At 59.2% G+C, this 8,513-nt stretch carries 5 protein-coding genes; 3 read left to right on the top strand and 2 right to left on the bottom strand.

The window, feature by feature from the left end; genetic code table 11:
- Both U5A58_RS40175 and U5A58_RS40170 read right to left on the bottom strand, forming a co-directional pair.
- A partial coding sequence (locus U5A58_RS40175; RefSeq protein ID WP_321965431.1) for a tetratricopeptide repeat protein occupies nt 1-1,893 on the bottom strand: 1,893 nt, incomplete at its 3' end.
- A complete protein-coding gene (locus tag U5A58_RS40170; protein ID WP_321965430.1) occupies nt 1,886-2,308 on the bottom strand; it encodes a hypothetical protein in 423 nt (140 codons plus the stop codon). The genes U5A58_RS40170 and U5A58_RS40175, both read right to left, overlap by 8 nt.
- 272 nt (nt 2,309-2,580) lie before the next feature.
- On the opposite strand from U5A58_RS40170, the gene U5A58_RS40165 reads away from it, so the two are divergent.
- The 3 genes from U5A58_RS40165 (at nt 2,581) to U5A58_RS40155 (ending at nt 7,700) form a co-directional block, all read left to right on the top strand.
- A complete protein-coding gene (locus U5A58_RS40165; RefSeq protein WP_321965429.1) occupies nt 2,581-4,476 on the top strand; it encodes a Stf0 family sulfotransferase in 1,896 nt (631 codons plus the stop codon).
- Nucleotides 4,477-4,823: 347 nt separating this feature from the next.
- A complete protein-coding gene (locus U5A58_RS40160) occupies nt 4,824-6,098 on the top strand; it encodes a hypothetical protein (protein WP_321965428.1) in 1,275 nt (424 codons plus the stop codon).
- A gap of 18 nt (nt 6,099-6,116) precedes the next feature.
- The gene (locus U5A58_RS40155) at nt 6,117-7,700 is read left to right on the top strand and encodes a putative toxin (RefSeq protein WP_321965427.1); all 1,584 of its coding nucleotides are present in this window, start codon (nt 6,117-6,119) and stop codon (nt 7,698-7,700) included.
- The last annotated feature ends 813 nt before the right edge of the window (nt 7,701-8,513 follow it).

The following is an 8,513-nucleotide window of genomic DNA, read 5'->3' as shown; positions in this document are numbered from 1 at the left end:
GACGCGCTCGCGCGTGTATTCGACCAGTGCCGCGCGGTATGCTGTCGCCGCTTCCTCCAGCCGGGCCGTGCTGCCTTCCCGGTCGCTCAGCGTCGCGAGCGCGACCCCGAGGTTGACCTGAGTCCTCGCCCACTCCAGCGGGACGCGCTCGCGCGTGCGTTCGGCCAGCGCCGCGCGGTACGCCGCCACCGCTTCTTCCAGCCGGGCCGTGCCGCTTTCCCGTTCGCCCAGCGTGGCGAGCGCCTGCCCGAGGTTGCTCTGCACCGCTGCCCACTCCAGCGGCACGCGCTCGCGCGTGTTTTCGGCCAGCGCCGCGCGAAACGCCACCACGGCTTCCCCCAGCCGGGCCATGCCGCTTTCCCGCTCGCCCAGCGTGGCGAGCGCGGCCCCGAGGTTGCTCTGGGTCGCCGCCCACTCCAGCGGGACGCGCTCGCGCGTGTGTTCGGCCAGCGCTGCGCGGAACGCCGCCACCGCCTCTTCCAGCCGGGCCGTGCCGCGCTCGCGCCCGCCCAGCCTCACGAGCGCGGCCCCGAGGTTGCTCTGGGTCACCGCCCACTCCAGCGGGACGCGCTCGCGCGTGCCTTCGGCCAGCGCCGCGCGGAACGCCGCCACCGCCTCTTCCAACCGGGCCGCGCCACTCTCGCGCCCGCCCAGGCTTGTGAGCGCGGCCCCGAGGTTGCTCTGCGTCCTCGCCCACTCCAGCGGGACGCGTTCGCGCGTGTTTTCGGTCAGCGCCGCGCGGTACGCCGTCACCGCTTCCTCCAGCCGGGCAGTGCCGCTCTCGCGCCCGCCCAGGATTGTGAGTGCCCCCGCGAGGTTGCTCTGGGTCCTCGCCCACTCCAGCGGGACGCGCTCGCGCGTGTGTTCGGCCAGGGCCGCGCGGTACGCCGTCACCGCTTCCTCCAGCCGGGCAGTGCCGCTTTCCCGCTCGCCCAGGCTTTTGAGCGCGACCCCCAGGTTGCTCTGCGTCCTTGCCCACTCGAGCGGAGCGCGGTCGCGCGTACTTTCGGCCAGCGCCGCGCGGTACGCCGCTACCGCTTCCTCCAGCCGGGCCGCGCCGCTCTCGCGGCCCCCCAACGTCGCGAGAGCGGCCCCGAGGTTGGTCTGCACCGCCGCCCATTCCAGCGGGACGCGCTCGCGCGGACAGCGATCCAGCGCTTGGCGATACACACCGATGGCCTGAAACAGCGCTCCGTTATCGCCTTTCTCGTCCCCATTGCGAAACAGTGCGTTGGCGCATCGATTTAGATACTTCGCTCGCAACGAGTCCTCTTCAGAGGGAAGCTGGTCGGCGGCAGCATTGAAATGCAGCGCGGCCTGCAGGTAGTCCAAGCGCGTCAGACTCAGCTCACCGCGCTCGAGGCGGGTACTCGCCGCGTTGAGGCGCCGCCGGTTTGCGACAGCTAGAGCCTCCTGAGCGGCCGTTTCAGCACGCTGGATCGCCTGCACATCCAGTGCTTCCGCCTCTGCGAGCAACTGGTCAGCCCTGTCGTAGGCGGCTTCGGAATCAGCCCGGTCAATCACGCCACGGGCTTCGTCAACCAGCGCGTTGACGGCGGGATCCTCAGGATCGAGACTGCCGAGCCGTTGCAGCATCTCCCTGTGCCGCCGTGCGATCTCCATGAGCGTCGCTGTCAGCTTTTCGGGTGGGACCTCATTTACATTCAAGATGCGGAAGAACCCGACTAGGGCCTCCGTGCTGACGTTCAGCTGCGCACCCAAGTCCCTGAGTGCCTTCTCGCGCTCAATGTCCCTTTTCTGCTCAATCACCATCAAACCGAGCTTCTGCAGTGCCTCCGGAGTCCATCCAATGACGACGTTCGCTGTCCCACCAGGGGCGGCCTGCGCGATGCCGCAACCGGTAGCCTGCTGCAAGGGTTGTGGTTTAGCCATCGTTCTTGTCCTCGTCTTTCGGGCCCCGCCACCCGGTCACCTTGACGGTGGCTGTGCCGCCTTCACTGGCCTGCGCAATGTTGCTGCCTTGGGCGATCTGGGCGTAATGCGTGCCGCCAGGGTGGCTCTTGATCTGATCGAGGAGTGCGGTCGCGACGCGAATGAGCTCTGCGTCAGAAGACGCCCCAGCCGCGGATAGTTCCTCCTCCGCCACTTTCTGTCGCCCCTCGGACTCAGGCTTGCTCTCCAGCTTTTCGACTGCCCCTACGACGTCGCTGTCAGTCCCAAATTTCTTCTTCAGTAACGCCTTGAGGCCTTCATAACCATCCGTAATGCCTTTCCTGGCCACCTCCGGAATTGCACTGCTGGCGCCAGAGGCAAGCGCCGCGATGATTGCGGTCGTCACGGGATCCATTGCGCGCTCCTCATTGACCGGACAAGCCCAAAGTCCGCCTGGCGCTTGTCCCTATAACGCAGACATACGGCTACTACTATAGGACGCGCGAGCGCCAGTTCTCTTCAAATCAAGGGGGCGTTGAGCCATCCGCGTGCGCTTTGCGATTAACCGTCGGCCAACGCCAGAAGCGCATCGATCCATTTTGATTCTTTAGATTCGATGACTATGTACTAAGATGAAATCCGACCGCTCGAATGGGAAAGGCATTTATGAACGCTCGGAGCCTGGCCATGTTTCATTACGCGCGGTCGCGAGCACGCGGTCGTGTGTCAGTGTTTCCCGATAAAATGGAAGCGGTTCCAGGCGTGCCTTGGATTGCTCCAACGGCTACATACGTTATTTGTACCAATCCGCGATCAGGCAGTTGGCTGCTAAGCGAAGGACTTACATCGACGTCACTAGCAGGAAAGCCACGCGAGTGGTTCAACATTCTTGAAGAACAGCAACATCGCGCCCGATGGCGCATGGACACTTCAACAGATCTAAGCTTCGCGAAGTACCTTAACATCGCAAGAGCCGAGAGTACGACGAGTAACGGCATTTCCGGCATCAAACTTCACTTTTACCAACTGGCCGAACTTCCCCGGAAGATGGATGCGTTTGGGAGCCTGCACGACTTAGCGGCTCCGAACTTGATGACAGCGCTTTTTCCACGGGCCAAATACGTGTGGCTAACGCGTCGTGACAAGGTCCGACAGGCAATCTCGTTCGTGCTGGCGGCACGCACAGGTGAGTGGTGGTCAATGGATGGTGCGGCGACGCCCAATACAGGTGAAGGACGCAACACCGACCCCGAGTATGATCCGTACGCCATTGCGCGTCGCGAACAGGCCCTAGTGGAAAACGATTCAAAATGGCGCTGCTATTTTGAGGAAAACCATATCGCACCATTGATTATCTACTACGAGGATCTGGTATCTGACTACCCGGGAACCATTCGGAGTGTTCTGAAATGGCTCGGCGTGCCCAATGCGAATGCCGTTCCAGTACCTCCGCCTCGTCTTAAACGGCAATCGAATGCCCGGAACGAGGAATGGATTGTGCGATACGAGGCGTTTAAATGTGGCGGCGGCAATCTCGAGCAGGGTCCAGCATTTCACGAAACAGACGACGCGCTACGCGAACCAATACGAAAACCCCTCGAAAGCATTCCCGCCGCCTGGAAGCAGTGGATCGCTTACAGCAAGCTGCGCAATGACACCGACGACGCAATCGTCGATGTTTTGACTCGTGCCGGATACAGCCGCACATCCGCACTGGCAGAAGTTCGAACTGCGACATCGGATCCCTATGTGATTGGCGCTGCGCGGGCTCAGCGGCAACTTGGCAAAGCCGCGTCGCTCTTGAATACGCAGGGACGATTGGCTCGTCTCAATTCAGAAGCCAAAGTGGTTGAACGGCGTTCGAAACTGTCCATCGATGAGTTTCGTGACCGCTACTACGCTGCCAATCGTCCGGTCATCGTCGAAGGGTTGATGACTGACTGGCGGCCAATGACCCTGTGGAAGCCGGACTATTTGAAGCACATAGCCGGCGAGCAGCTAATCGAAATCATGACGGGACGCGACGCCGATCCGTTCTACGAATTGAACGACATGAGGCATCGCACAGAGGTGCGTTTCGCGGACTACATCGACATGGTCTATAGTGGCAAGGCCACCAACGATTACTGCATGGTCGCCAACAACGCGTTTTTTCAACGAGCAGGAACTCAGCCACTCCTGAAGGACTTAACGGCTCTTCCAGAGTATTTAGATTTGACGATCACTGCCCAGCAGTGCTCGTTGTGGTTTGGCCCCGCCGGCACCGTCACGCCGTTGCATCACGACAAGCGCAATGTGCTATGGGCTCAAATTCGCGGTCGAAGACTTTACCGCCTGATTCCCGCCTCACAATGGCAGTACGTTTACAACAGAGTTGGTATTTTTAGCGATGTCGATTGCGGTCGTCCGGATCTGAATTCCTATCCAAAGTTTCGCCTTGCGACGGTAATCGATGTTGTTCTGGAACCAGGCGAGGTTCTCTTTACCCCTGTTGGCTGGTGGTATTACGTGCGCGCGCTGGATGTCAGTATGACCGTCTCATTCACAAACTTCCTTTTTCCGAACCACTTTACGTGGGAGTAAAAGAGATGCGATCGTCATCTACAACCAGCGCCGATCAAGCTCACTGGCCTCTTCCGAGCTACGAAGTTCGGGTGCGAGGGACAATTTTCTTATGGGGCTCGGCCGGACTGACACAGAACATGACGTTCAAATCAGAGCCTGTACTTCACCTCCGCAACGACACCTTTGGCGAGGCAATTTCGTTTGGCACGCGCCTTGCGAACGGGACCCAAACCACACTGGGCTCCCTGCAACCGGGAGAATGCGTTTCCGTCCCGCTCGAAGGGATATCCGGAGTGTTCGCGACATGCACCGCCGAGAGCAGCGTGTGCTGTGTAATCAAGCATTAAATACCGAGGGGCGCTGCAATGGGAACCGCAAAGGTGGTGTCGCTTAGTGTCGTAGCGTCGCAGACTTCGAATCTCTGTTTCGAGGCAGGCGGCGTACTGGGTGAGTTGAATGTGAAACTCGGCGGAAAAGCGAAAGCATTCGATTTTACGGCGTTTTATGCACTTCTTGGATCGATGCCGACTGTTCCCGGACATCCTGCCCGTCTGGTGTACGACTTCCTCGAGATTCAGACCGCTGTCCAGAAGTTTGCTCTTGCCGCGCTACGGTCGGAACCTAACAAGGCGGCGCTAAGCAAAGCAGTCAATTCACGCGCGAACGCATTTTATGCGAAATACGCGAACGCACCGGATGTGATCGCGAAGATCACTCAATTCTACTCGCCGGCAGCAACCGGATCCAAACCGTCCCGGCTGGAAATCCTCAGCGATGTCTCACAACAGCAATTCGATTTGCTCAAGAGCGCCTACATCGACGATAGCAGGACCTACGTCGTCAGGAACACACAAAGCGTTCTCGACTCAAGGCTGAGCAGCACTGGAAGTTCAACAACGACCGACCAGAACACGCAGAAATCCGCCGAGTTTATGACCGCTGCCGCGCATTTTCCTCCGCCTGCGCCCGGCGCCGCGACTACTGTCGGCGGAGGGGATCCGGTGCAAGAGATCTTCGAAGAAGGCAATAGCGCGCAATCGTCCCAAAGCTCTGCATCGGCGACCGAGCATCAGACGATCGTGAATACCGATTACGGATACAGGGTGCCGTACCTCGAAAACTTCGCACAATACGAACGCGCCCAGATCAGCCTCATCGACGAGCGTTTCGCATCGTTCATGTTCGCGCAGAACGTTCCGTTCCTTGCCGCTGTGTTTGCGAATGAACTTAGTTCGATCGATAGCGATGTCTATCGAACACAGATCGCCTATGCGAACACAATTCTTATGTCGCCGTTTAACGGCACCGTGACTGGTGTCTTCAAGAATCTCGGCGACATGGTAAGGCCCGGCGAACCCGTGATCCGCGTGGAGAACAGCGACGTCGTCTATCTTGTAGCAAAGATCATGTATCCGGGCCCCATTTCGATTGGTGCAGGTGTGACATTCGAGACAACGCTATTCGACGTTCCCGGACCAACCACCAAAATCACCGGGAACGCTGTAGCCGTACGTGGCTTGACGGAGGACGACCTATGGGAGGTTGTTGTCGAATACAACAACCTCGACGGCGGGGGGAGTTCAATCTTACCCCTTGGCTATCATTTCGACTACGACGACACGACTGCTTCTATTACTTGACTTGTAGCGAGAACTTCGATGAGCTTCAGCAGCATGACCTCTGGGCCGCCGTCGCAACCAACGTCTCCCACATCCGTCCCGACTCCCTCATCCGTGCTTGGTTCCGAGCCGACGCCAACCGACGCGGAAATGGATTTCAGCGGCACGGACGCATCTTCTGCGCTCGGAGTTGCCATCAACGAATCTGTTCTCACGTACATCGAATCCGGTGCAGCGCATCTATTGTCTACAGCCGTTTCAGACGGTCTTTCAAATCCGTTTGATTCGGTCCAGACCAGCTGGGTCGTTGGCCCGCAGGACGTCGGCGGCGCCCTCAGCCAGTTCACCGGTCAAGTTGTAGACTCGTACACGAACCCGCCATCCGGAGATCCGAACACGGGCTTGCGCACTGGGGGGGCGGCTGCCATTGCGTTCAGCGGCGCTCAGAATTTCGCGCCGGATGATGGAGATTCGACATCGCTGCCCACGTCGTCCGCTACCTCCACCGCGCCGGTCAGAACGGAGCTGGGCAAAACCTCGATCGACGGTATTGAGGTCGCCGTGGCCAGGGTGATCGTCGACGGCGTGGTGTACATGGAGTATTACAATGACACGGCAAAATTCTATAAGCGGGTAGAAATTGGGCCCGTGCAGCAGGCTCCTTCCGTATCCGGTCAGACGACGCAGTCACCGATCGCACCTGTGCCGCCTCCACCACCTGTCAATCAACAACCGATCCAGCCCGCGGCGCCACCGCTGCCACAGAATGCTGCTGCACCGGACTGGACCACGGTAACCGAGTGGGCGTTCCCTCCAGGGGACCCCAGGTTGATCCAGCCCACAACCCATCTCGACACAGGATACAAACCGCTCAACTTCGTCCTGAACAAGGTGCTTGTGCCTTGGGTGAACTTGTTGGGTGCAGTCGAAAACATTCCACTCGCGCTTGTTATAGGTGTCGATGACACCATGAGGCACAGCCCGTTCTCAATGGAATGGCAGGCGGCGCAGGACATGATGCCGCTGGAAGGCGCCGCCATGGAGGTCGGGCCGGCGCTAGAATACGCTAAGACATGGCTGTCCACGCAGGACTTCCAGTCTCATGTTACGGCTCCGGTATTTTGGTTCATGGGAGCAGGCGGTATCGGCGGCGGCGCCGGTGTTCCGAAGATGACGTCTCTGCCATCCTCAACGCCATCGGCTGGCGCGATCTTGCAAGCTAACCGGTTGCGTGGGAACGCGTTTCAGTCAGCCGTAACGACAACCTTTGGACTTCCCAGCAACACGGCAAAAGGGAACGCCGCCGTTCTTCTCGGGCAAACCAGATCGGGCGCCTTGTGGCCAACCATTCCGGATGTGTATGCCGGTGGCCAGACGCCGATAGGCGATGTAAAGGATGTGATCAATCTGTCCTACACGAGACAGCTTCAGGCGCAGGCCGACGTAGCGAAGTCCACCGGGACGTCGTTCAACGTCATAACCAGTCCTCGAACTCGAACCATAAGCCAGCCGTTGATGGACGCCGTTCAGAGCAGTGGAGGCTTCATATTCAAGGTGGACCCGGCAGCAGGTTCGGTTCACGTTTGGGACGTCTCTGCTGGGGCTTGGGTTCCGTTTTTCTGAATGCAACCGAATGTTCCCGCCGCTACAAACTGTTTTTGAGCCGAGTGAGAATGTCGCACATGTGTTTGCCAGTCGGCCGATCAGACTCCAATGAGGCTATGTGAAAGCCTTGCTGTCCCAGTCGAGAAGAACTGTTGCAAACGGGATAGTCACAAGATTTGTTCTGGTGTCGCAATGGTATGCGCGATTGCGCTGGGCGGAGATGACGTTTGATGCTACGGGCAACGGTCGAAGTTCGCAAATTCCGCTAACGATGTCCGTTGTAGCGCTAATCATGCCCATTAATTCTGCTACCGCTGATTGGATTTCGGTTGCCGTTCGCTGCCTTGACATTTGTGATGTATCGATGAGGCTATTTCCCAATACTGACCACTGATACGACGACTGCTTTGAGCTATACACCAGACATCGCGCCATCGATGAGGAAGGTCCGTTCAGGGTCGGTTTCGGGCCACCGCGTCGGGCAGTGACCGGCCGATGCACGTCGTTCGACGCTCTGCCAGTCTGGTTCCGCCAGCATCCCTGAGCGGTCACACACGGATCGGCGCCGACATCGAAGGTGTGTCAGCCAAATCAAAGCTGATGCCCTCCGCGATTTCCGCGGCGGATCACCGCGAGCGAATCTGACAAATTCACTCACTCGGCACCGGGAAAACGTCGCTGACGCGACAGGCGTCGCTTATCGTGGCTATGCGACCGACCATCTGCGGATAGTGAAGGGAACGAGCGGGCGAGTGCAGCACGGCGAGTTCGCCGGCTCGCCGTCCCGACTCTGCTACAAGCATTCCTGCGCTTGCTCAGGTATCGGGCACA

This window comes from Paraburkholderia sp. J7, assembly GCF_905220155.1.
GTDB lineage: Bacteria > Pseudomonadota > Gammaproteobacteria > Burkholderiales > Burkholderiaceae > Paraburkholderia.
This window is presented reverse-complemented; position numbering and strand designations above follow the sequence as displayed.